This window comes from Klebsiella sp. WP8-S18-ESBL-06, from assembly GCF_014169755.1.
Lineage (GTDB): Bacteria > Pseudomonadota > Gammaproteobacteria > Enterobacterales > Enterobacteriaceae > Kluyvera > Kluyvera ascorbata_B.
On record NZ_AP022256.1, the window covers coordinates 4795778 to 4817139 of the forward strand.

The 21362-nt window shown below is 56.3% G+C and carries 17 protein-coding genes and 1 riboswitch; of the genes, 6 read left to right on the forward strand and 11 right to left on the reverse strand.

What is annotated here, in order from left to right; all coding sequences use genetic code 11:
* Nucleotides 1-79: 79 nt before the first annotated feature.
* Complete coding sequence (murI, locus tag H7R76_RS22930; RefSeq protein ID WP_182966568.1) at nt 80-937, reverse strand: glutamate racemase; 858 nt, start codon at nt 935-937, stop codon at nt 80-82.
* Entirely contained in the window at nt 882-2738 is a 1857-nt protein-coding gene (gene btuB, locus H7R76_RS22935; RefSeq protein ID WP_182966570.1) for a TonB-dependent vitamin B12 receptor BtuB, read from the reverse strand. The genes murI and btuB overlap by 56 nt, the downstream gene beginning before the upstream one ends.
* Nucleotides 2739-2803: 65 nt before the next feature.
* Nucleotides 2804-2990: riboswitch (cobalamin riboswitch) on the reverse strand.
* A 114-nt stretch (nt 2991-3104) separates the two neighbouring features.
* Between btuB and trmA the strand changes: the two genes are divergently transcribed.
* A complete protein-coding gene (gene trmA, locus H7R76_RS22940; protein ID WP_182966572.1) occupies nt 3105-4205 on the forward strand; it encodes a tRNA (uridine(54)-C5)-methyltransferase TrmA in 1101 nt (366 codons plus the stop codon).
* 88 nt (nt 4206-4293) lie between these two features.
* On the opposite strand, the gene H7R76_RS22945 is transcribed toward trmA, so the two are convergent.
* Entirely contained in the window at nt 4294-4647 is a 354-nt protein-coding gene (locus H7R76_RS22945) for a YijD family membrane protein (RefSeq protein ID WP_106929411.1), read from the reverse strand.
* Between the two features lie 15 nt (nt 4648-4662).
* Nucleotides 4663-5298: an HTH-type transcriptional repressor FabR gene (gene fabR / locus H7R76_RS22950; protein WP_106929409.1), complete on the reverse strand. Its 636-nt coding sequence runs from the start codon at nt 5296-5298 to the stop codon at nt 4663-4665.
* Between the two features lie 197 nt (nt 5299-5495).
* On the opposite strand from fabR, the gene sthA reads away from it, so the two are divergent.
* Entirely contained in the window at nt 5496-6896 is a 1401-nt protein-coding gene (sthA, locus tag H7R76_RS22955) for a Si-specific NAD(P)(+) transhydrogenase (protein ID WP_106929407.1), read from the forward strand.
* Here the strand turns inward: sthA and oxyR are convergent.
* The 4 genes from oxyR to argC all read right to left on the reverse strand — a co-directional run bounded on the left by oxyR (nt 6879) and on the right by argC (nt 11385).
* Entirely contained in the window at nt 6879-7796 is a 918-nt protein-coding gene (gene oxyR / locus H7R76_RS22960; RefSeq protein WP_106929406.1) for a DNA-binding transcriptional regulator OxyR, read from the reverse strand. The two genes, sthA and oxyR, sit on opposite strands and share 18 nt — an antisense overlap.
* A gap of 305 nt (nt 7797-8101) precedes the next feature.
* Nucleotides 8102-9475 (reverse strand): argininosuccinate lyase, encoded by a 1374-nt coding sequence (argH, locus tag H7R76_RS22965; RefSeq protein ID WP_106929404.1) that lies wholly within the window; start codon nt 9473-9475, stop codon nt 8102-8104.
* Between the two features lie 119 nt (nt 9476-9594).
* Entirely contained in the window at nt 9595-10371 is a 777-nt protein-coding gene (gene argB, locus H7R76_RS22970) for an acetylglutamate kinase (RefSeq protein ID WP_106929402.1), read from the reverse strand.
* Between the two features lie 9 nt (nt 10372-10380).
* The gene (argC, locus tag H7R76_RS22975; protein ID WP_106929400.1) at nt 10381-11385 is read right to left on the reverse strand and encodes an N-acetyl-gamma-glutamyl-phosphate reductase; all 1005 of its coding nucleotides are present in this window, start codon (nt 11383-11385) and stop codon (nt 10381-10383) included.
* Nucleotides 11386-11538: 153 nt separating this feature from the next.
* Between argC and argE the strand changes: the two genes are divergently transcribed.
* The 3 genes from argE (at nt 11539) to H7R76_RS22990 (ending at nt 16697) form a co-directional block, all read left to right on the forward strand.
* Nucleotides 11539-12690, forward strand: a complete 1152-nt coding sequence (argE, locus tag H7R76_RS22980; protein ID WP_106929399.1) for an acetylornithine deacetylase — start codon at nt 11539-11541, stop codon at nt 12688-12690.
* Between the two features lie 301 nt (nt 12691-12991).
* Complete coding sequence (gene ppc, locus H7R76_RS22985) at nt 12992-15643, forward strand: phosphoenolpyruvate carboxylase (protein WP_106929397.1); 2652 nt, start codon at nt 12992-12994, stop codon at nt 15641-15643.
* 205 nt (nt 15644-15848) lie between these two features.
* Nucleotides 15849-16697, forward strand: a complete 849-nt coding sequence (locus tag H7R76_RS22990) for a helix-turn-helix transcriptional regulator (RefSeq protein ID WP_106929395.1) — start codon at nt 15849-15851, stop codon at nt 16695-16697.
* Here H7R76_RS22990 and H7R76_RS22995 read toward each other — a convergent pair.
* The 3 genes from H7R76_RS22995 to H7R76_RS23005 all read right to left on the reverse strand — a co-directional run bounded on the left by H7R76_RS22995 (nt 16684) and on the right by H7R76_RS23005 (nt 18548).
* Nucleotides 16684-17040: a PTS fructose-like transporter subunit IIB gene (locus tag H7R76_RS22995; protein ID WP_223878958.1), complete on the reverse strand. Its 357-nt coding sequence runs from the start codon at nt 17038-17040 to the stop codon at nt 16684-16686. The genes H7R76_RS22990 and H7R76_RS22995 overlap by 14 nt on opposite strands.
* 90 nt (nt 17041-17130) lie before the next feature.
* On the reverse strand, nt 17131-17451 hold the full coding sequence (locus tag H7R76_RS23000) for a PTS fructose-like transporter subunit IIB (protein ID WP_106929393.1): 321 nt from the start codon (nt 17449-17451) through the stop codon (nt 17131-17133).
* Between the two features lie 17 nt (nt 17452-17468).
* A complete protein-coding gene (locus H7R76_RS23005; protein WP_106929391.1) occupies nt 17469-18548 on the reverse strand; it encodes a PTS fructose transporter subunit EIIC in 1080 nt (359 codons plus the stop codon).
* A gap of 311 nt (nt 18549-18859) precedes the next feature.
* Between H7R76_RS23005 and ptsP the strand changes: the two genes are divergently transcribed.
* Entirely contained in the window at nt 18860-21361 is a 2502-nt protein-coding gene (gene ptsP, locus H7R76_RS23010; protein ID WP_182966575.1) for a phosphoenolpyruvate--protein phosphotransferase, read from the forward strand.
* Nucleotide 21362: the final 1 nt, after the last annotated feature.

Here is a 21362-nt window from a genome sequence, read left to right on the forward strand (position 1 = left end):
AGGCGCATTATAGGGAGTTCTGAGACGTTGACAAGCCCTGTTTTAAAAAAACTTTTCAAGCGTCTCTTTTTTGAACAAATCAGGATGAAACAGGCAGTTTTTCGAGCGTTTCAAAGCCATAACGGCGTAAAACGGGTAAAAGTTGCTCAGTTTCCGCCGTGAGCGCCATGCAGTAGGCCAGATTCGGTTCACTGGATTTCGCATCCGGTGCCTCATGCTCAAGCAACCAAGCCGTTCGACGCGCAATCGCCGCACCGGAATCCACCAGTCGGGTACCCTCCGGCAACACCTGCAGCAGTTCCTCTTGTAATAGCGGGAAGTGGGTGCAGCCGAGCACGACGGTATCCGGCGGCTCCGGCATACGAAGCCATGGGCGAAGAATGCGCTTCAACTCGTCGAGTGGCACCGGTTCGCCGTGCAGCTTCGCTTCAGCCAGCTCCACCAGCTCTGCAGAACCGAGCATCTCTATACGGCATTCGTTAGCAAAGCGGGCGATCAGCTCATGCGTATAAGGACGCTTCACCGTCCCTCGCGTTGCCAGCAGCCCGACGATACGGTTCGCCGAAAGACGCGCCGCCGGTTTAATGGCCGGGACTACGCCCACAACGGGGAAGCCGAAGCGCTCACGCAGCGCGGGCAGCGATACCGTGCTCGCCGTGTTACAGGCGATGACGGCCAGCGCTAATGGATAACGCTGCTGTACCGCAGTGACGATTTCAACAACGCGCTCAACGATAAACTCTTCACTCTTCTCGCCATACGGGAAAGCGACGTTATCGAACGCATAGATGTAATGAAGATCCGGCAAGAGATGCCGGATCTCATCGTAGACCGACAGCCCACCTACGCCGGAATCAAATACCAGCACGGTGGGACGTGGTTCAGAAGGTGTAGCTGCCAGACAAGGTGTATTCCCGTCCTGCAGTTTGGTAGCCATAAACTGTCTCGTAATCTTTATCGAACAGGTTGGCTATTTTACCACGAACTGTCAGGTGTGAGGTGACCGGATACGATAATCCGATGTCCCATAAGCTCACGCCGCCCATTTTTACATCACGATTATTGTCATAATCATTATCGTAGCGCTCACCCAGGTACTGATACATGACATTCCAGCCAAGATCGTAAACCTGTCCAGTCAGCTCATACTTCACCTGCTGCTTAGCGCGGCGATAAAGCACCTTGTCAGTTTGGTCATCACGTGGATCGACGAATTGCAGCGTCAGATGATGCTCCACTGGACCGGTGGCGATATTCCCCGTCCATTCAAGCCCCTTAATGGTGGCCGACTTCACGTTGATGTACTGATTGTTTTTGTAGTCAATCAGGTTCTGGATTTCGTAATGATAAGCCGACAGACGCCAGTCCAGCGGACCGGTTAACCCTTCAAGACCCGCTTCCCATTGCTTAGACTCTTCCGGTTTCAGGTCAGGGTTAGCGGCAATGCCCGGCCCATAGGATGAAGCAAAGCGCGTCGCCCCAAACTGTTGCCCCAGAGAAGGTGCCAGGAAGCCAGTACCATAAGAGAGCGTGGCCCGATAGCCATCGACAAACTGCCAGCCTGCGGCCGTTTGCCAGGTGCCGTGCCAGCCGAACTGCTCATCATGATCTTCACGTCCGGAAGCTTCTAAGGTGACGTCGCCAAGCTGCTGCTGCCCGGTCAGGTATAGCCCGGTCGTATCGCGCTTATAGACATCCGATAACGTGGTGCTGCTGGACGTCAGTTTTTCCTGTTTCCAGTCGACGCCGCCGCTAATCGCCCCGTGCCCAACTTCAACGTTATTCCCCCACTGGATATAACGCTGTTCCATATTGTCCAGCGTCGCATCCCCGGCATAGCGGCCGAGATCGTTGCTGTAGTTGTAATTTTTCAGGTGTTGGTAGTTCGCAATCAACTGGGAAGAGTAAATACCCGAGCTGTAGCGCAGGCCCGTATCCCAGGACTGCGTATAGTTCTGCGCCTCGTCGTTACCGCCCGCATACCCATAAGAACCCTGATCGTAATCGCTGTTAGCGGTATAGCCATAGCCACGGAAAAAGCCGGAGAAGTTATCGTCGAACTTATGCTGTACGCCGCCCCAGAACAGTTTATTGCGATAGCCGTCACGGTCGCTATCACCGCTGTAAGGGGAATCCGGCTGAACGTTGAAGCCGTGAGTCGTCTGGTAAGCCCCAGCCGCCGTCACCAGCGTGTCGCCAAAGCGTTTGTTCACCGCGCCATCATAAGTCTGATAGCCGTTAGTACCCGCACCGGCATTAATCTGAGCGTGCTCATCGTCGGTCAAGGTAATAATGTTGACGACACCGCCGATCGCGCCAGACCCGTACACCGCTGAACGCGGCCCACGGATATACTCAATGCGCTGCACCAGCGATACCGGAATCTGCCCAATATCAATGCCATTGGAAATGCCCGCACGCGCCATAGGCACGCCGTCAATCAGCACCAGCACGTGGCGTCCTTCGGTACCGCGGACATAAAGAGAAGCGCTCTGCCCGATACCGCCATTCTGAGCGATATCAACGCCCGGCAGGCGGCGCATAACGTCGTTCAGATCTTTAGATTGCCAGCGCTGAATATCATCACGCGTAACAATATCCGTAGGAGCCAGAACGGTATTAACAGGTTGTTGGAAGCGGTTGGCGGTCACCACCAGCGTGTCTGAATTGCTGTCTTGCGCCCAGCCAGAAAATGCCGTGACGGATAACGCCGTCAGCAGCGAAGCTTTTTTAATCATTTTTAAAGCATCCGAAACATAAAAAGGATGCCGCAGGCTTTATACGTTGTTCGCGACGATAAAACCCCATGCGACGTCATCCGGCAGGTCTTCGGGCTTGGAGGCGACATCGGAAAACGAGGACTTCCCACGGCAAGCCGCAGTGTCTGCATCGGGTGCATTCGTTTCCCACCTTCCTTACCGCTGCGCGTCAGCCCCAGATTCACACTGGATTCCCTTTTAACTCACAGGACCGGTACGGGGATGCTACATTTAGTTACATATAGATGTCCAGACTGCTATTTATGATTTTCACCTGTCTCGGTACTGGACATCCCCTGAGCAGGCCCTACAATCCCCGCGTACTTTTATTATTCAGGATGCATCATGACCCCCGAACACCTCCCTACCGAACAGTACGACGCTCAGCTCGCCGAGAAAGTCACTCGCCTGCAAACGATGATGGCGCCGTTTAGCGCGCCCGCGCCGGAGGTGTTCCGCTCGCCGGTCAGCCACTACCGCATGCGCGCCGAATTCCGCATCTGGCACGATGGTGATGACCTGTATCACATCATGTTCGACCAGCAGAGCAAAAGCCGTATTCGCGTCGACACGTTCCCGGCGGCCAGCGAGCTGATTAACACGCTGATGACCGCCATGCTCGAGGGCGTGCGCGGCAACCACGCGCTTCGCCATAAGCTGTTCCAGATTGACTACCTCACCACCCTAAGCCATCAGGCGGTAGTCTCGCTGCTGTACCATAAAAAGCTGGATGACGAGTGGCGTGAAGAGGCTGAAGCGCTACGTGACGCGCTGCGGGCCAAAGGGCTTAACATGCATCTGATTGGCCGCGCGACGAAAACAAAAATCGAACTGGATCAGGACTATATCGATGAACGCCTGCCGGTGGCAGGCAAAGAAATGATCTACCGTCAGGTGGAGAATAGCTTCACGCAGCCGAATGCTGCGATGAACATTCACATGCTGGAGTGGGCACTCAACGCCACGCAAAATTCACGCGGCGACCTGCTGGAACTGTACTGCGGTAACGGTAACTTCTCGCTGGCGCTGGCGCGCAACTTCAACCGCGTGCTGGCCACTGAAATCGCCAAGCCGTCGGTTGCGGCCGCGCAGTACAATATCGCCGCCAACCAGATCGACAACGTGCAGATTATCCGCATGGCGGCAGAGGAGTTTACGCAGGCGATGAACGGCGTGCGTGAGTTTAACCGCCTGCAGGGCATCGATCTGAAAAGCTATCAGTGCGAAACGATTTTCGTCGACCCACCGCGCAGCGGGCTGGATAGTGAAACCGAGAAAATGGTGCAGGGGTACCCGAATATTCTGTACATCTCCTGTAACCCGCAGACGCTATGCCAGAACCTGGAAACCTTGAGCCAGACGCATAACGTTAGCCGCCTGGCGCTGTTCGACCAGTTCCCATACACCCACCATATGGAATGCGGCGTACTGCTCACGAAGAAGTAAGACTTAACGTAGGCCGGATAAGCGAAGCCGCCATCCGGCAATCTGCTCCGTCAGCGCCTGATGACGCTGCGCTTATCCGGCCTACTGATTAGGACTCGTGTTTGCGGTTACGCATCCGGTAACCGATCCAGAAGACCATCGCTACCGACAGTACCGCCGGGAAGAAGTTAGACCCGATGTCCGGATACTCGGCACGCACCACGGTGCTATACAGCAGCACGCCCAGAATGAAGCAGGCAGCAGCAAGGCCTGGCAACCCCACCGGCATCGTACGGTTCTGATAGCGTTGATGCAGACAGTAAACCGTCAGCACCAGCGAGATAATGGGAAAAACGGAGAAAGGTACGATGGAGCTAAACAGGGCTGCAAACGTGCCGTTAATCGATAAGCCAGCCAACAGCGCCAGCAGCAGCGTACCCTTTTCTTGACCTGACAGTTTCATTGCTCGTTTACCACCTTATTCGGACTGATGTGTCGTCTTCTCTTGTTCACGGCGATACCAGTAGTACGCGCCTTTTGAGATCATCCGTAATTGCAGCACCAGCCGTTCTTCCAACTGCCGGCGCTGTTCAGGGCTCACGTCCAGCGCCTCGGCCCCTGCGCTAAATACAATGGTTACCATCGCCTCGGCCTGCGCTTCCGTGAAGGCACGCGGCATATGGTTTTCGATTTCCAGATAGTCAGCAAGTTCCGCAATGAAATGCTGAATTTCACGCGCTACCGCCGCGCGAAATGCAGCGGACGTTCCTGAACGTTCGCGCAGAAGCAGGCGGAAGGCGTTTGGATTATTGCCGATAAATTCCATAAAAGTCGAAACGGAGGTACGAATAACGCTACCGCCTTTGGCAATCCGCTGGCGCGCCTGACGCATCAGCTGACGCAGCATCAGGCCGCTTTCATCGACCATCGTCAGCCCCAGCTCATCCACATCGCGGAAGTGGCGATAAAAAGAGGTTGGCGCAATTCCTGCCTCACGCGCGACTTCGCGCAGGCTCAGGCTGGCAAAACTACGTTCGGCACTAAGTTGACTGAATGCCGCTTCTACCAGCGACCGCCGGGTTTTTTCTTTTTGTTGCGCTCTAACACCCATCACGATGACTGAATCCTTCCACATGACCTGCTGGCACTATACCAGAGATTAAAACGAATCGACTTACGCAGCTTTGTTAATGATTGTTTACATGCTATTTATGCTATTTCGTATGAAAAAAGCCCAACGATAATTGGGTTATTACTTCGATGATGTTATGATTCTGTTGCTTTTATGTATAAGAACAGGTAAGCCTTACCATGCCACATTCCTACGATTATGATGCAATAGTAATTGGTTCCGGCCCCGGCGGCGAAGGTGCTGCTATGGGTCTGGTGAAGCAGGGAGCCCGTGTCGCCGTTATTGAGCGTTATCATAATGTCGGCGGCGGCTGTACCCACTGGGGTACCATTCCTTCCAAAGCCCTTCGCCACGCCGTCAGCCGTATTATCGAATTCAACCAGAACCCTCTCTACAGCGACCACAGCCGACTTCTCCGCTCTTCCTTTGCCGACATCCTGAATCATGCCGATAGCGTAATCAATCAGCAGACTCGTATGCGTCAGGGTTTTTATGAGCGCAATCACTGCGAAATGCTGCAGGGCGACGCCCGTTTCGTCGACGAACATACCATCGCGCTGGAATGCCCGGATGGGTCGGTTGAAACATTAACCGCTGACAAGTTCGTGATCGCCTGCGGCTCGCGCCCGTATCGTCCGGCCGATGTCGATTTCACTCACCCGCGCATTTATGACAGCGACTCTATCCTGAGCTTGCACCATGAACCTCGCCACGTCATTATTTATGGCGCCGGGGTTATCGGCTGCGAATACGCGTCTATCTTCCGCGGTATGGACGTGAAGGTTGACCTGATCAACACCCGCGACCGCCTGCTGGCGTTTCTCGACCAGGAGATGTCAGACTCGTTGTCTTACCACTTCTGGAATAGCGGTGTGGTCATTCGCCACAACGAAGAGTACGAGAAAATTGAAGGCGTGGACGACGGCGTGATTATGCACCTGAAGTCCGGCAAAAAGCTAAAAGCCGACTGTCTGCTGTTCGCCAACGGCCGTACCGGCAACACCGACTCGCTGTCGCTGGAAAACATCGGCCTGCAGGCCGATGGCCGCGGTCAGTTGAAGGTCAATAGCCTGTACCAGACCGCGCTGCCGCACGTTTACGCCGTCGGCGACGTCATCGGCTATCCAAGCCTGGCCTCCGCCGCCTACGATCAGGGACGTATTGCTGCACAGGCGCTGATGAAAGGCGAAGCGACCGCTCACCTGATTGAAGATATCCCGACCGGGATCTATACCATTCCTGAAATCAGCTCCGTCGGCAAAACCGAACAGCAGCTGACCGCGATGAAGGTGCCGTATGAAGTGGGCCGCGCCCAGTTTAAACATCTGGCGCGAGCGCAAATCGTGGGCATGAGCGTAGGAAGCCTGAAGATCCTGTTCCATCGGGAGACGAAAGAAATCCTCGGCATTCATTGCTTTGGGGAACGCGCGGCCGAAATTATTCACATCGGCCAGGCGATTATGGAGCAGAAAGGTGGCGGTAACACCATTGAGTACTTCGTTAACACCACCTTTAACTACCCGACCATGGCAGAAGCCTATCGGGTCGCTGCGCTAAACGGCTTAAATCGCCTTTTTTAACGTCTTTTCGAAATGGCCGTCCATCGTCTCACGGACGGCCTCTGCCAGCTGCTCATAGCGGCTGCGCAGCGGCGAACCCGGTCGATACACCAGCCCCACGGTGCGGCGCGGTTCCGGCTTAATGCACGGCAGGTAGACCACACCATCGCGTTTCCGCTCCGGCGGCACGGCCAACGCCGGCAGTAGGGTAATCCCGCTGCCTGCCGCCACCATATTGCGCAGGGTTTCCAGACTGGTCGCGCGGAAGTGAGTATCTTCATCCGCACCGGCTTCAAAACAGAAGCCCATGGCCTGATCGCGCAGGCAGTGGCCATCTTCCAGCATCAGCAGTTTCTCACCGGCCAGATCCGACATCGGCACGCGATCGCGCTCGGCCCACGGGTGATCTTCATAGATCGCCAGCAGCATCGGCTCATCAAACAGCGGCACCTCAATAAAGGCTTCGCTCTCTTTGACCAGCGCCAGAATGGCGCAATCCAGCTTACCGCTATCGAGCTGCGCCAGCAGCTGATGGGTTTGCGCTTCATGCAGATACATTTCGAGCTTCGGGAACGTCTGGTGCAGCATCGGGATTATGTGGGGCAGCAGGTACGGGCCAACGGTCGGGATCAGGCCGATATGCAGCGGGCCGGACATCGTCTCCCCCTGTTGGCTAGCCATCTCCTTCAGCACTTTGACCTCGCGTAACACCGTACGCGCCTGGTCCACCAGCAGCAGTCCGGCCTGGGTAAACAGCACCTTGCGGCTGGTACGCTCCAGCAGCATCACGCCCAGTTCATCTTCCAGTTTTCGAATCTGCCCGCTCAGAGTTGGCTGGCTGACGTGGCAGGAATCTGCCGCCCGGCGGAAATGCCGGTGTTCAGCTAACGCCACCAGGTATTCAAGATCGCGAATATTCATTATTCATCCTCCATCGCCACGATAGTTCATGGCGATAGATAGAATAGCAATTAATGATTATCCCTATCAAGGATTCTGTTTAATAATAAACCACAGAAACCGCGCGGTCCTTGTTTAACCCTTGAAGTCATCGCGCCGATTTCTGAGTTTCTCTCAAAACTCGACTAAATAAAGCCAACATGAACGTTTGCGGGCCCCGTGGCCCGCTTTTTTTACGCATAAAAAACCCGGCGTTGCTTACGCTTGGCCGGGCTACTGATATTAGTGCCTGATGGCGCTACGCTTATCAGGCCTACAAAACATGGCTACGCAAGGCGAGCCTTTGCGTCGCTAATCGCCTGCGCCACCTGTTTCGGTGATACGCCGCCTTTCGCCGCACGCTTATCGAGGCAGGATTGCAGCGACAGAATCGGATAGACATCTTCGCCAATCACCGCGCTGAATTTTTGCAAATCAGCCAGCGCCAGATCTTCCAGCGGTTTACCCTGTGCAATGGCTTCGACGACGGCTTCACCCACAATATGGTGTGCTTCACGGAACGGGACGCCCTTGGCAACCAGATAATCCGCCAGTTCAGTCGCGTTAGCATAACCCTGCTGCGCGGCTTCCTGGCAGCGCGGGCGTTTCACCTGAATGCCGTCCAGCACCAGCGCCGCCATGTGCAGACAGTCCATCCAGGTATCCAGCGCATCGAACACGCCTTCTTTGTCTTCCTGCATGTCTTTGTTATAGGCCAGCGGCAGCCCTTTAAGGGTCATCATCATGCCGGTCAGCGCACCCTGCACGCGTCCGCATTTACCGCGGATCAGCTCCAGCGCGTCCGGGTTTTTCTTCTGCGGCATCAGAGAAGAGCCTGAGGTCACGCGATCGGACAGCTCAACAAAACCGGCTTCCCCGGTATTAAAGAAGATCAGATCTTCGGCGAAGCGTGACAGGTGCACCATGCCGATAGAGGCGTTGGAAAGCAGCTCCAGCACGTGGTCACGGTCGGAAACGCTGTCCAGGCTGTTGCGGGTTGCAGAAGCAAAGCCCAGCCAGCCGGCCAGCTGTTCACGGTCGATTTCATACGCGGTCCCCGCCAGCGCGCCGCAGCCCAGCGGGCTAACGTCCAGACGCTTCAGGGTATCCTGAAGACGGCTCTCGTCACGGGCCAACATCTCAACGTAGGCCAGGCACCAGTGGGCAAACGTCACCGGCTGCGCGCGCTGCAGGTGAGTATAGCCCGGCATCACTGCGTCCTGATTCGCCTGCGCCGTCTCAACCAGCGCACTTTGCAGCTGACGGTTAGCCACCAGCAGCTCTGCAACGGTATCTTTGCACCACAGCTTCAGGTCAGTCGCCACCTGATCGTTACGGCTACGGCCGGTGTGCAGCTTTTTACCCAGCTGACCCACTTTGTCGATCAGCTTGCCTTCTACCCAGCTATGGATATCTTCAGCATCGCTTTCCAGAATCTGCTGCGGATTGGCGCGAACCTCTTCCAGCAGCACGCCCAGCGCGCTTTCCAGCTGAGACTGTTCGTCAGCGGTCAGCACGCCAACCGTCACCAGCGCTTTGGACCAGGCAACAGAGCCAACGATATCCTGCTCCGCCAGGCGATAATCAAAGCGTAAAGAGTCATTGAACTGTTTGAACCGCTGATCCGCTGCCTGAGTAAAACGCCCACCCCAAAGTGCCATAACATGCTTCCTTAATTTCTTCGATTTCACTGCCGGATGGCGCTACGCTTATCCGGCCTACAGGTTCTGTTCACGCAGGCCGGATAAGGCGTTTACGCCGCCATCCGGCACACAAATGTTTAAGCCAGAATACGCGTACCAATCGGCGTGCCGTTAAACAGCGCCGGCAATTGCTCCGCGTGACGCCATGAAGCGATATCCACCGGGCGACCCAGCGTACGCGCCGCATCAAGCGCCGCGTTCACCTTCACAATCATTCCATCGGTAATAATGCCCTGGTCGATCAGCTGTTCAGCCTTCGCCGCCGTCATTTCGGCAATACGCTGGCCTTTACCGTCGAGAATACCGCTCACATCGGAGAGCAGAATCAAGTCGGCGCCCAGCGTTGCCGCCAGCGCGGTTGCCGCCTGGTCAGCGTTGACGTTCATTAGTTGCCCTTCGTCGGTCACGCCAATTGAGCTCACCACCGGCAGGAAACCGCCTTCCAGCAGCAGATTAATCAGCTTCGGCGAACCCGGCTGCGCCAGGCCCACGTGGCCCAGCTCTTCATCCAGTTTGCTGACCTTCACGCTGTCGCCGTCGCCGAGGAACAGGCCAACGGAGGCGATATCATGTTTCTTCGCCCATGCCAGCAGCGTTTTGTTGGCGGTACCCGCCAGTGCGCCGGTGATGATGTCAATCTGGTCGGCTGGCGTGACGCGCAGGCCATTTTTCTTTTTTACCGGCAGGTTGAGCTGTTTCATCAGTTCGTCCACCACGCAGCCGCCGCCGTGAACAATCACCAGCGGGCGTTGATGCGACTCGCGGTAGTTAACCAGCGCGGTAAACAGACGCTCCAGCGCCTCTTCGCTATCCAGTAACACGCCGCCCAGTTTGATAATTAATGGATTCATCATCGTCACACCTTAAATAAGAGACTGCGTCTCAGCAAAGCCGAAACGGATATTGGCACACTGCACGGCCTGTGCGGCGGCGCCTTTCAATAAGTTATCTTCGGTTGCTACCACGATCAGGTGTTCGCCCTGAACGGCAAAACCGATGTCGCAGAACGGCAGGCCCACCACGTTTTTCAGCGCCGGAACGCCCTTCTCGTATAAACGCACCATCGGCTTGTCGCCGTAGGCCTGTTGTAAAGCGTCCGCCACCTGCGCCTGGCTTACGCCCGGTTTCAGACGGCAGGTAATGGTTTCCAGAATCCCACGCGGGAAGTTGCCCAGATGCGGGGTAAAAATCACCTCGGCGCCTAAATGGCTGGCAATTTCCGGCTGATGGCGGTGGGTAAATACGCCGTACGGCTGCAGGCTAACTTCGCAGAAGCTGTTGGAGATCGCTGCTTTACGCCCAGCACCGCTCACGCCGCTGGTCGCATTGATCACCGGCCACTGAGAGAGATCCAGCAGATCGGCATCAATCAACGGTTTCAGGGAAAGCTGCGCCGCCGTGGGGTAGCAGCCCGGCACCGCGATAAGCGTTGCCTCTTTCAGTTTATCCGCGTTCCACTCCGCCAGACCGTACACCGCCTGCTCCAGCAGTTCGGGGTACTGATGGGTAAAACCGTAATATTTTTCGTAGAAGGCACCGTCATTGACGCGGAACGCCCCGGAGAGGTCGAACACCACGCAGCCCGCCGCGAGGAACTGCGGCGCCAGATCGTGGCTGACTTCATGCGCGGTGGCGAGAAACACCACGTCTACGCCCGCGCTAAATTCGCTGATATCGGACATCGGCTGCAGCGGCAGATCGACAATCCCTTTTAACTGTGGATGCAAATCTGAGATTAACTTTCCTGCATCATTGCTTTGCGCTGAGACCGTCAAAGCGGTTATGTTCATATGAGGATGGCGATTCACATAGGTCACAAGCTCTGCGCCAGCGTAGCCGCTCGCGCCCACAATCAGCGTATTCAACATCGGGGCCGTTTACCTTCTTATGTCTGTTTGCCTGATTAAGCGTCGTCACTTCACCCTACCGTTGGTGGGTTTTCTTACGCCTAATGATAATGTATTTTTATTCACAAATACTGCATGAATATTGATACTATCACGACCCGAGGTGTGTCAACAATGAAAAACAATTTACCACCATTTATCGAGATTTACCGTGCGTTGATCGCCACCCCGTCCATCAGCGCAACCGAAGAAGCGCTCGATCAGAGTAATGCGTCTTTAATCACTCTGCTGGCAGACTGGTTCTCCTCTTTAGGCTTCAATGTTGAGGTGCAGCCGGTCCCCGGCACGCGCAATAAATTCAACCTGCTGGCCAGCACCGGCCACGGCGCGGGTGGGCTGCTGCTCGCCGGTCATACCGACACGGTACCGTTTGATGACGGGCGCTGGACTCGCGATCCGTTCACCCTGACCGAACACGACAACAAGCTCTACGGCCTCGGCACCGCCGACATGAAAGGTTTCTTCGCTTTTATTCTCGATGCGCTGCGTGATGTGGATGTGACGACGCTGAAAAAACCGCTGTACATTCTGGCAACGGCAGATGAAGAGACCAGCATGGCGGGGGCGCGTTACTTCTCCGAGTCCACCGAGCTCCGTCCTGACTGCGCCATCATCGGCGAGCCGACGTCCTTACAGCCGGTGCGCGCACACAAAGGCCATATGTCGAACGCCATTCGCGTGATGGGCCAGTCTGGCCACTCCAGCGATCCGGCGCGCGGCGTCAACGCTATTGAAATCATGCATGACGCCATTGGCCGCGTGATGCAGCTGCGCGATTCGCTAAAAGAACGCTATCACTATGATGCCTTCACCGTGCCATACCCAACACTAAACCTCGGCAGCATTCATGGTGGCGATGCCTCCAACCGCATCTGCGCCTGCTGTGAGCTGCACATGGATATCCGTCCGCTGCCGGGCATGACGCTGGGCGATCTCAACGGTCTGCTGGATGAAGCGCTCGAGCCGGTCAGCGCGCAGTGGCCTGGGCGCCTGACGGTCAGCGAACTGCACGCGCCTATCCCTGGCTACGAATGCCCGCCGGATCACCAGCTGGTTGAAGTGCTGGAAAAACTGCTCGGTACCAAAACCGACGTCGTGAACTACTGCACCGAAGCGCCGTTTATCCAGACCCTGTGCCCGACAATCGTCCTCGGCCCGGGCTCGATCAACCAGGCACACCAACCGGACGAATACCTGGAAACCCGCTTTATTAAGCCGACGCGCGAGTTAATTACCCAGGTGGTGCATCACTTCTGCTGGCACTAATGAATCTTGCCCGGTGGCGCTACGCCAACCGGGCCTACCCCCGCCCGTAGGCCGGATAAGCGCAGCGCCATCCGGCATCTCTAAGCCGCGATCTCCCTCACATTTTCATAAGCATTTCTTATCTGGCACGAAGCGAATTAACTTTCGTAAATTGCCGCGATTTATTCGTTTGCTGAAGCGATTTCGCAGCAATTGACGTAAGGGTTTTTACGTGGCTTTATAAAAGAGGTGTCTTTATTCCGGCCTTTCGTTCCAAAGGGCGGGATATAACAAAATAAAATGAGATGGGGTGTCTGGGTTAATGAACGAACAATATTCCGCGTTGCGTAGTAATGTCAGTATGCTCGGTAAAGTGCTAGGCGATACCATCAAGGATGCGCTTGGTGAGAACATTCTTGACCGTGTAGAAACGATCCGTAAGTTGTCCAAATCTTCTCGTGCGGGCAACGAAGCCAATCGCCAGGAGCTGCTCAGCACGCTGCAGAACCTGTCTAACGATGAACTGCTGCCGGTCGCCCGCGCGTTCAGCCAGTTCCTTAACCTGGCCAACACCGCCGAACAGTACCACAGCATTTCGCCGAAAGGCGAAGCGGCAAGCAACCCGGAAGTGATTGCCCGCACTCTACGCAAACTCAAAGACCAACCCGATCTCAACGAAACCACCATTAAACAGGCGGTTGAATCCCTGTCACTGGAGCTGGTGCTGACTGCCCACCCAACCGAAATCACGCGTCGTACGCTGATTCACAAGATGGGTGAAATCAACAACTGCTTGAAACAGCTCGATAATAACGATATTGCCGACTACGAACGCAACCAGATTATGCGCCGCCTGCGCCAGCTGATTGCCCAGTCATGGCATACGGATGAAATTCGTAAGCATCGTCCAAGCCCGGTTGATGAAGCAAAATGGGGCTTTGCGGTGGTTGAAAACAGCCTATGGGAAGGCGTGCCTAACTATCTGCGCGAACTTAACGAACAGCTCGAAGAGAACCTTGGCTATCGCCTGCCGGTCGACTTCGTTCCGGTACGCTTTACCTCCTGGATGGGCGGCGACCGCGACGGCAACCCGAACGTCACCGCAGAAATTACCCGTCACGTCCTGCTGTTAAGTCGCTGGAAAGCCACCGACCTGTTCCTGAAAGATATTCAGGTGCTGATCTCCGAGCTGTCGATGGTGGAATGCACCGACGAGCTGCGCGAGCTGGTTGGCGAAGAAGGCGCAACCGAACCGTACCGCTACCTGATGAAAACCCTGCGCAGTCAGTTGATGGCCACCCAGGCCTGGCTGGAAGCGCGTCTCAAAGGCCAGCGTCTGCCAAAACCGGCGGGACTGATCAGCCAGAACGAACAGCTGTGGGACCCGCTGTACGCCTGTTATAAATCACTACAGGCCTGCGGTATGGGCATTATCGCCAACGGCGAACTGCTCGACACCCTGCGTCGTGTGAAGTGTTTTGGCGTCCCGCTGGTACGTATTGACGTCCGCCAGGAAAGCACCCGTCATACCGAAGCGCTGGGCGAGCTCACCCGCTACCTCGGCATTGGCGACTATGAAAGCTGGTCTGAAGCCGACAAACAGGCATTCCTGATCCGTGAACTGAATTCTAAGCGTCCGCTGCTGCCACGCAGCTGGGAGCCGAGCAACGATACCCTCGAAGTGCTCAAAACCTGTAAAGCGATCGTCGACGCGCCGCAGGGTTCCGTCGCCGCTTACGTGATCTCAATGGCCAAAACGCCGTCCGACGTGCTGGCGGTTCATCTGCTGCTGAAAGAAGCCGGGATCACCTTCGCACTGCCGGTCGCTCCGCTGTTCGAAACGCTGGACGACCTGAACAACGCCGATGACGTGATGACCCAGTTGCTCAACATCGACTGGTATCGCGGCTTCATTCAGGGCAAACAGATGGTGATGATTGGCTATTCCGACTCAGCAAAAGATGCGGGCGTAATGGCAGCCTCCTGGGCGCAATATCAGGCACAGGACGCATTGATCAAAACCTGCGAAAAAGCAGGCATTGAGCTGACGCTGTTCCACGGCCGCGGCGGTTCTATCGGGCGCGGCGGCGCGCCGGCCCATGCCGCGCTGCTGTCACAGCCGCCGGGGAGCCTGAAAGGCGGCCTGCGCGTGACGGAACAGGGCGAAATGATCCGTTTCAAATACGGTCTGCCGGAAGTCACCGTCAGCAGCCTGTCGCTGTATACCAGCGCTATTCTGGAAGCAAACCTGCTGCCGCCGCCGGAGCCAAAAGAAGAATGGCGCGGCATTATGGACGAGCTGTCCGACATCTCGTGCGAGATGTACCGCGGCTACGTGCGTGAAAACAAAGATTTCGTGCCTTACTTCCGTTCCGCTACGCCGGAGCAAGAGCTGGGTAAACTGCCGCTGGGTTCTCGTCCGGCCAAACGACGTCCGACCGGCGGCGTTGAATCTCTGCGAGCCATTCCGTGGATCTTTGCCTGGACGCAAAACCGCCTGATGCTGCCCGCCTGGCTGGGTGCCGGTGCCGCGCTGCAAAAAGTGGTGGAAGACGGTAAGCAAAACGCGCTGGAAACGATGTGCCGCGACTGGCCGTTCTTCTCTACCCGTCTGGGTATGCTGGAAATGGTCTACTCGAAGGCGGACCTGTGGCTGGCGGAATACTACGATCAGCGTCTGGTGAAACCTGAGCTGTGGGCGCTGGGCGCCGAGCTGCGCGAGCAGCTGGAAGCCGATATCAAAGTGGTACTGGATATCGCTAACGATGCACACCTGATGGCCGATCTGCCATGGATCGCCGAATCTATCCAGCTACGTAACATCTATACCGACCCGCTGAACGTCCTGCAGGCCGAACTGCTGCATCGCTCGCGTAAAGCGGAAGAAGCAGGTCTGGAACCAGACCATAACGTCGAACAGGCGCTGATGGTCACCATCGCCGGCGTCGCGGCGGGTATGCGTAACACCGGTTAATTCCGCGTACGTTGCCGGAAGGCGCTGCGCTTATCGGGCCTACGTGGATTGCCGACATCCTTTGTAGGCCGGATAAGTCGCTTGCGACGCCATCCGGCACCGCGCCAACAGGTTTGTCAGCAATCTGAAAAGGCCACATTCTTTGTGGCCTTTTTTTATCCCCTCGGTTAAGGTTTCTTCGTTGTTCATCACGACAGGGAGCCTCATGTTTTACGACATCAATCCGCTGCTTTCCCAGATTGCTTCCGGCATTACGCCACTGCAAAAAATTCATTTCGCGGTTAACCACACGCCTTTGCCAGAAATGGCGTTTAAGGTCGATTTTCCGCGTCTGGAGATCCTGCTGGAGGGGCAGCTCGCCGACGCAGGGCTGGGTGATGACGCCCCCTGCATGAACGCGCTCGAGGCGCTTTACGTACCTGCGGGCGGCTGGAACTTTCCCCAGTGGCAGTCCTCCGCCACCACCCTCAGCATCCTGTTTGGCAAGCAACAGCTGGGCTTTAGCGTTCAGCAGTGGGACGGCATGCGGTTGCAAAACCTCGCAAAACAGCACGTCGCCCGTCGCGGGCCACGCATTGGCTCTTTCCTTCTGCAAACCATGAGCGAAATCCAGATGCAGCCGCAGGAACAGCAAACCGCCCGGCTGATTGCCACCAGCCTGGTCAGCCACTGTGCCGACCTGCTCAGCAGCCAGATCCAAACTGCCTCACGCAGCCAGGCGCTATTCGATGCGATTCGCGAGTATATTGATACCCATTTTGCCGAGCCGCTCACCCGTGAATCGGTAGCGCAAGCGTTCTATATTTCGCCAAACTATCTGTCACACCTGTTCCAGAAAAGCGGCATTATGGGGTTTAATGAATACCTCAATCATACCCGCCTGGAGCACGCCAGGCGGCTATTGAAGGGGTATGATTTAAAGGTCAAAGAGATTGCCCACGCCTGCGGATTTATAGACAGCAATTACTTCTGCCGACTGTTTCGCAAAAACACCGCGCGCTCGCCGTCGGAGTACCGCCGCCAGTACCACAGCCAACTGACTATGTCAGAATAATATGCGTCTGCTGCGGCGCGGAAAGCAGCTTACGCACCGCGCTCATGACCTTCTGCGGCTCGCGTAAAAAGGCGCTGATGCCTGATTGTACATAGCGGCTTTGCGTAAAACGATCGCTGCCGTTCAGTTCAATATCGGTAATCAACAGCACGGCATCGGCGCGGCGGATATCCTCTTCCGTAAGCGCATTTTCAATCCCCAGCGCGCCCTGGGTTTCAATTTTTATCGTCCACTTTTCCTGCTGACAGAGCTTTTCCAGACGTTCAGCCGCCATATAGGTATGGGCCACGCCGCTTACGCAGGCGGTTACCGCCACTAACATTCGTCCGCTCGTTGCCGCCATCGTCCCCTCCTTGCAGAAAATAAACGCTGGCGGGCGCAAAAATCTTTCGCGCCCGCCAGTCTGTCGGTACCTATGGTATCGAGGTTATGCTTAGGCGCTCTGCGCTAAGTGTGCCTCAATTTTATTCATAATAGCGTCAGCACGCTTCACTGCGTCGCTAATATTCACCCGCACAATGGTTTTACCGGCAAAGCGCTCTTCAAACTTAATGCCGATATCCTTGGTCAGAATCACCATATCTGCTGCCGCCACATCGCTCTGCGTCAGCTCATTTTCCTGACCAATCGACCCCTGTGTTTCGACCTTCACGTTCCAGCCCTTTGATTTCGCCGCGCTTTCCAGCGCTTCTGCGGCCATGTACGTGTGTGCTACGCCGGAAGGACAGGCCGTTACCGCAATAATATTGGTCATAATCTCTACCTTCTCAATCAGTTAATTTCGAAATCTAAATCCAGGTCGTCTTCTTTTTCGACCGTCGCTTTTTTGTTCTTACGTGCCAGACTCTTCAGCAGGTTGACGCTGACGGCGGTGACGACCGCCCCTACCACAATTGCCAGCAGATAACCCAGCTTGCCCTCCACCACTGGCAGGACAATCAAACCGCCCCAGCCGGCGTAGCACTGCGCACCCATTAACGCCGCGGTTACCGCACCACAAACGGAGCCCAGCATGATTGACGGGATAACGCGCAGCGGGTCGGCGGCGGCGAACGGAATCGCCCCTTCGGTCACGCCCACGCAGCCCATCACCAGCGCCGCTTTACCGGCTTCACGTTCTTCATTATTGAAATTCTTACGGTTAATCAGCGTCGCCAGCCCCAGACCCAGCGGCGGCACGCAGATCCCCACCGCGGCAATCGCCACCACGGTATACACCCCCTGCGACACGCAGATCAGCATGAAGGCGTAGGCGACTTTATTCACCGGGCCGCCCATATCGAACGCCAGCATCAGGCCCATGATCACCGCCAGCACGACGATACTGCCCTGCTGCATCCCTTGCAGCCAGTGGGTCAGACTGGTGGTCAGCAGACCAACCGGTTCACCCAGCCCCCACATCATGACCCCTGCGGTAATGAAGGTGCCGGCAATAGGAATCACGAAGATAGGCATCACCGAGCGCAACACTTTGTGCACCGGAATTTTCTTCAGGTAGTAGACGACGATACCGCCGATAATCCCGGCGATCAGCGCGCCAAAGAAGCCCGCGCCAAAGCTGTTGCCCACCCATGCGCCGATGGCGCACGGTGCCAGCGCGGAGCGCTCGGCGATGGAGTAACCGATATAGGCCGCGAGGAATGGCACCATCAGCGTCAGGCCCGCGACGCCAATATCAAACAACTTTTTCAGGTTAGGATCGGTAGCAGCATCCGGTACGGCCCCCTTGCCGTACAGCATGACGGAGACCGCCAGCAAAATGCCGCCCGCAACCACAAACGGGATCATATGCGACACGCCAGTCATTAAGTGCTGACGGGTGTTTTTGAGTATGTGCACCAATTCTTTCATCAGTCGCTCCTGGGCTTCTTTGGCCCATGTCCATTAAGGTGTTGTGACAAACAATAGGCAATTGGCGACGGGGCAGACAGTGGATAAAAAGTGCATTTACTGGATTTTTGTAATGTCAGAAGAAAAATGCGAGCGACCTCAAAAGTTCACCCGCTTCCCTTCTTTATAGGGGAAGAGAGCAACCTGTGAGGTTGCTCTCATTTTCCAGCAGACCATACATTTGTCCAGTTTTTGGCATAATTGTCAGATAGCGATGCCGATGGCAAGCCCCCTATTCTGTTGCCTATAACGAATGATTGGGAGAGAAGGCTATGGCGTTGGTTATTGAATTTGTCTGTGAATTACCGAACGGCGTTCACGCCCGTCCGGCCAGCCATGTTGAGACGCTGTGCAACACGTTTCGCTGTGATATTGAATGGCATAACCTGCGCACCGACCGTAAAGGCAACGCCAAAAGCGCACTGGCGCTGATTGGCACCGATACCCTGGCGGGCGATAGCTGCCAGCTCATCATTCACGGCAGCGATGAACAGGCCGCCCACCAGCGCCTTTCCGTCTGGCTAAAAGACGAGTTCCCGCTGTGCGACGCACCGCTGGCGCAGGCTGACAGCATTGAGCAGGCCCCCCTGCCAGAATCGTTAACCCGGCTGAACCCAACGCTGTTCCGCGCTCAGCCCGTTTGCAGCGGCAGCGCGGGCGGTACCTTAACCCGCCTGGCCGCGCTGGATCTCAATAACCTCAGCGATCTGCCATCGGCTCAAAGTCCGGAACAGGAGCAATCTGCGCTGGACGCCGGGCTGACCCGGCTGGTCAGAACGCTGGAACTGCGCCTGTTGGACAGCGACAGCACCGCCAGCGCCATTCTTGAAGCACACCGTTCGCTGGCGACCGACGCCTCGCTGCGCCAACACCTGTTGGCGGGCGTTAACGGCGGCCTAAGCTGCGCACAGGCCATTGTCGAGAGCACCAACCACTTCTGCGCCGAATTCGCCCGCTCTAGCAGCAGTTATCTACAGGAACGCGCGCTGGATGTGCGCGATGTTGGCTTCCAGCTGCTCCAGCATATCTACGGCGAACAGCGTTTCCCTGCACCAGGGCAGTTGACCCAACCGGCTATTTGCATCGCAGAAGAACTGACCCCAAGCCAGTTCCTGGAGCTGGATAAAACGCGACTGAAAGGGCTGCTGCTGCAAAGCGGTGGTACCACGTCACACACGGTTATTCTTGCCCGTTCGTTCAACATTCCGACGCTCGTCGGTGTAGATATCGACGCCATGACACCATGGCAAAACCAGACGGTGTACCTAGACGGTAACGCCGGTGCGGTTGTCGTCGCGCCAACGGAAGCGATCGCCCGCTACTATCAGCAGGAGGCCCGCATGCAGGCCGCTATTCGCGAACAGCAAAGCGAGTGGCTGCATAAAGAAGCGCGCAGCGCTGACGGCATCCGTCTGGAAGTGGCCGCCAACATCGCGCACTCCGTCGAAGCACAGGCGGCTTTTGGCAACGGTGCAGAAGCGGTCGGTCTGTTCCGCACCGAAATGCTGTATATGGACAGGGCCAGCGAGCCGAGTGAAAGCGAGCTGTACAATATTTTCTGCCAGGCACTGGAGTCCGCCAACGGACGGAGCATTATTATTCGCACGATGGACATTGGCGGCGATAAACCGGTGGATTACCTTAATATTCCGGCGGAGAACAACCCGTTCCTCGGCTATCGCGCGGTGCGTATCTACGAAGAATACTCGGCGCTGTTCACCACTCAGCTACGCGCCATTCTGCGCGCGTCGGCACACGGTAGCCTGAAAATTATGATCCCAATGATCTCCTCGATGGAAGAGATTCTGTGGGTAAAAGAAAAGGTCGCCGAAGCCAAACAACAGCTGCGCAGCGAGCACGTACCGTTTGATGAACGCATTCCGCTAGGCATCATGCTGGAAGTACCGTCGGTCATGTTTATCATCGATCAATGCTGTGAAGAGATCGATTTCTTCAGCATTGGCAGTAACGACCTGACGCAATACCTGCTGGCGGTCGACCGCGATAACGCCAAAGTGACTCGCCACTACAACAGTCTGAATCCGGCCTTCCTGCGCGCCCTCGACTACGCCGTGCAGGCGGTACATCGCCAGGGCAAATGGATTGGTCTTTGCGGCGAGCTGGGCGCGAAAGGCTCGGTGCTGCCGCTACTGGTCGGCCTCGGTCTGGATGAAATCAGCATGAGCGCACCGTCAATTCCGGCCACCAAAGCCCGCCTGGCACAGCTCGACAGCCGCGCCTGCCGTCAGTTGCTTAACCAGGCGATGGCCTGCCGCACTTCGCTGGAAGTCGAACATCTGCTGGCGCAGTTCCGCATGAGCCAGCAGGACGCGCCGCTGATTACCCCACGCTGCATTTCGCTGGATAACGACTGGCGCAGCAAAGAAGAGGTGCTCAAAGGGATGACCGACAATCTGCTGCTCGCCGGGCGCTGCCGCTACCCACGCAAGCTGGAGGCTGACCTGTGGGCGCGAGAGGCGGTGTTCTCCACCGGGCTGGGCTTCAGCTTCGCCATTCCGCACAGCAAATCTGAACATATCGAACAATCGACCATCAGCGTCGCGCGGCTGCCCGCACCGGTGACCTGGGGCGATGAAGAAGCGCAGTTCATCATTATGCTGACGCTTAACAAACATGCCGCAGGCGACCAGCACATGCGCATCTTCTCGCGCCTGGCACGCCGCATTATGCACGAAGAATTCCGCAACTCTCTGGTTAACGCCGCCTCTGCCGACGCTATCGCCAGTCTGCTGCAACATGAACTGGAACTTTAAG

Excerpts from the sequence above, each read along its gene's own strand:
- argH (WP_106929404.1), bottom strand. The coding sequence starts at position 9,475 with ATGGCACTTTGGGGTGGGCGTTTTACTCAGGCAGCGGATCAGCGGTTC.
- murI (WP_182966568.1), bottom strand. The coding sequence starts at position 937 with ATGGCTACCAAACTGCAGGACGGGAATACACCTTGTCTGGCAGCTACA.
- argB (WP_106929402.1), bottom strand. The coding sequence starts at position 10,371 with ATGATGAATCCATTAATTATCAAACTGGGCGGCGTGTTACTGGATAGC.
- H7R76_RS23005 (WP_106929391.1), bottom strand. The coding sequence starts at position 18,548 with ATGAAAGAATTGGTGCACATACTCAAAAACACCCGTCAGCACTTAATG.
- argE (WP_106929399.1), top strand. The coding sequence starts at position 11,539 with ATGAAAAACAATTTACCACCATTTATCGAGATTTACCGTGCGTTGATC.
- H7R76_RS22945 (WP_106929411.1), bottom strand. The coding sequence starts at position 4,647 with ATGAAACTGTCAGGTCAAGAAAAGGGTACGCTGCTGCTGGCGCTGTTG.
- trmA (WP_182966572.1), top strand. The coding sequence starts at position 3,105 with ATGACCCCCGAACACCTCCCTACCGAACAGTACGACGCTCAGCTCGCC.
- H7R76_RS22990 (WP_106929395.1), top strand. The coding sequence starts at position 15,849 with ATGTTTTACGACATCAATCCGCTGCTTTCCCAGATTGCTTCCGGCATT.
- argC (WP_106929400.1), bottom strand. The coding sequence starts at position 11,385 with ATGTTGAATACGCTGATTGTGGGCGCGAGCGGCTACGCTGGCGCAGAG.
- H7R76_RS22995 (WP_223878958.1), bottom strand. The coding sequence starts at position 17,040 with ATGGCGGCAACGAGCGGACGAATGTTAGTGGCGGTAACCGCCTGCGTA.
- sthA (WP_106929407.1), top strand. The coding sequence starts at position 5,496 with ATGCCACATTCCTACGATTATGATGCAATAGTAATTGGTTCCGGCCCC.
- oxyR (WP_106929406.1), bottom strand. The coding sequence starts at position 7,796 with ATGAATATTCGCGATCTTGAATACCTGGTGGCGTTAGCTGAACACCGG.
- ppc (WP_106929397.1), top strand. The coding sequence starts at position 12,992 with ATGAACGAACAATATTCCGCGTTGCGTAGTAATGTCAGTATGCTCGGT.
- ptsP (WP_182966575.1), top strand. The coding sequence starts at position 18,860 with ATGGCGTTGGTTATTGAATTTGTCTGTGAATTACCGAACGGCGTTCAC.
- btuB (WP_182966570.1), bottom strand. The coding sequence starts at position 2,738 with ATGATTAAAAAAGCTTCGCTGCTGACGGCGTTATCCGTCACGGCATTT.
- H7R76_RS23000 (WP_106929393.1), bottom strand. The coding sequence starts at position 17,451 with ATGACCAATATTATTGCGGTAACGGCCTGTCCTTCCGGCGTAGCACAC.